This is a genomic window from Pseudomonas sp. K5002 (assembly GCF_013386655.1).
In the GTDB taxonomy this organism is placed as follows: domain Bacteria; phylum Pseudomonadota; class Gammaproteobacteria; order Pseudomonadales; family Pseudomonadaceae; genus Aquipseudomonas.
This window is the reverse complement of sequence record NZ_JACARK010000527.1, coordinates 1-2367: the sequence shown is the minus strand read 5'-3', so window position 1 is coordinate 2367 and position 2367 is coordinate 1. Positions and strand designations below refer to the sequence as shown.

The 2367-nt window shown below is 60.4% G+C and carries 2 protein-coding genes; both read right to left on the bottom strand.

Features of this window, described 5'->3' with window-relative positions:
- Window positions 1-26: 26 nt before the first annotated feature.
- Window positions 27-1085 (bottom strand): quinolinate synthase NadA, encoded by a 1059-nt coding sequence (gene nadA, locus HX846_RS22505; RefSeq protein ID WP_003209852.1) that lies wholly within the window; start codon window positions 1083-1085, stop codon window positions 27-29.
- Window positions 1086-1304: 219 nt separating this feature from the next.
- The coding region (locus tag HX846_RS22500; RefSeq protein WP_178966117.1) for a lactate dehydrogenase at window positions 1305-2367 on the bottom strand (1063 nt) is incomplete at its 5' end.

Here is a 2367-nt window from a genome sequence, read left to right as displayed (position 1 = left end):
AATAACGGATATGTACTCAAACAAGATCAAGCATTCCCCGCCAACCTCAACCGAGCCGCCTGAGTAAAATCCAACATCCGCTTCAGCGGTCTAACCGCCTGCGGAATCACCGAAGGCTCAACAAAAATTTCATTACTCCCCTCACGCAAGCACTGCAGCGTACGTTCCAGGGTATTCATCGCCATCCACGGGCAATGCGCACAACTGCGACACGCCGCCCCATTCCCCGCCGTCGGCGCCTCGACAAACACCTTGTCCGGGCACAACTGCTGCATCTTGTAGAAAATGCCGCGGTCGGTGGCCACGATAAACGTCTTGTTCGGCAACCGCTGCGCCGCCGCAATCAACTGGCTGGTAGACCCCACCGCATCCGCCAACTCGATCACCGACGTCGGCGACTCCGGGTGCACCAGAATCGCTGCATCCGGGTACAACGCCTTCATGTCCTCCAACTGCTTGGACTTGAACTCCTCGTGCACGATGCACGCACCATCCCACAGCAACATGTCTGCACCCGTCTGACGCTGGATATAGGTGCCCAGGTGCTTGTCCGGCCCCCAGATAATCGTCTCGCCGTTATCCATCAGGCTTTCGACAATCTCCAGCGCACAACTGGAAGTCACCACCCAATCAGCACGGGCTTTCACCGCCGCCGACGTGTTGGCATATACCACCACCGTGCGCTCAGGGTGCTGATCACAGAATGCCGAGAACTCATCCACCGGGCAGCCAAGGTCCAGAGAGCACGTGGCTTCCAGTGTCGGCATCAGGATGCGTTTTTCAGGCGTGAGGATCTTGGCCGTCTCCCCCATGAATCGCACGCCCGCCACCAATACGGTCTTGGCCGGGTGCGCCGCGCCGAAGCGGGCCATTTCCAGGGAGTCGGACACACAACCACCGGTTTCTTCGGCCAGGGCCTGAATCACCGGGTCGCAGTAGAAGTGTGCCACCAGCACCGCGTCCTGAGCCTTGAGCTCGGCGGCGATGGCGGCGCGGTAGCCCGCCTCTTCTTCGGCGCTCAGCACCTTGGGCTGCTTGGCGTCGAGGTGGGCTTGGACCAGAAGGCGTTCGGAAATTTGCGTCATGTTCGCAAGACCTGCAGGCGCAGTTGCGCGAAAGTCGAGTGTACCACCGGCTCTGGAGCCTTTCGGGCGCCGCCGGACGAAGTGATTGTGTTCATCAAGCACGGTGAAGCTGCGCAAGGCTACAGAATATCGAATGGTTTCAAAAGCCTAATCTGGGATTCGGCCAGGCATGAAAAAGGGAAACCAGGCCAGGGGTTTCCCTTTTTTACAACGACCGGTTTAACCGGGCAAAGCGGACGGATCGTCTTGCAGCAACGCCCACTGATGCATGTTCGCCAGGGCATCCTTCAGGATGGTTTCATCGGCGCCCTTGGCACTCTTGCCTTCCCGCGCCGCATATTCCAGCAGTACCAGGTAGTCGCGATGGCTGGTGGCCTCGTTCGGTACCACGCTGTCTTTAACCAGTCGAGCCATCTCGTATCGCTGGGTGCGGGTGTTCTGGCTGGCGCTTTGGTCCACGGAGGCGTTGGTCAGGAAGCCATCCTTGTAGGTGATGTTCGCCGCACTGCTGGCCTTGTCGTCGACCTGCACATAGAGGTAGTTCTGCGACTCGCGCCTGGTATCGAAAGCCGGCGGCTTCCCGCCATCCAGGCCCTGATGGAAACTGGCCTTGAGGCTTGATCGCTGGACCTGATCGATCGTGCGATTGGAGAGGTCATTGCCGCCGATGCGCGTTTTCTGGGAAATCCCATAGGCAAACGTATCGGTTTCCCCTGGGCGCGCCGGGTTGGGGGAGCTGGCCGCCTGGCTGATGGAGGCCTTGAAATCCGCCAGGCCCGTCAGCAGGCCTTGATCTGCCGCGCTGCGGGTCAGCGGCGCAGGCGCTTTGGCGCCCTGCGGGTAGTTGCTGTTCATGGCGCTAAACGCATCCTTGAACATCGCCATCAGGTCAGCATTGGCCTTGCCCCGCGCCTGGGCCTTGTCGAACTGGGCCAGGTAGCTTTTCAGCGCGATTGCCTGTTGCTTGGCGTTGCCGAGGATGCCGGCGTTCTTCAGGTCGACCGAGAGATTCACTTCCCCCGCCGGGCTACTCATGCGCGTGGTGCGGCCCTGGCTGTCCGCATGGAATGCAAGCGTGAGGTCGTCAGTATTGCTCACTTTCAATTTGCCGCTGAGGTCCACCGAAGCCAATACGCTGGAATCAAACTGCGTCAGCTTGCTCAGCTCGAGTTTCGGCGGCTGGGCGGCCAGGCCGTCGATCGCGTCCTGGAAGGCTTCGCCCAACTTGGCGACTTCCTTGAGTTCGGCGGCGCTGAGGGCGCCACCGTCCACCTTCGCCTGC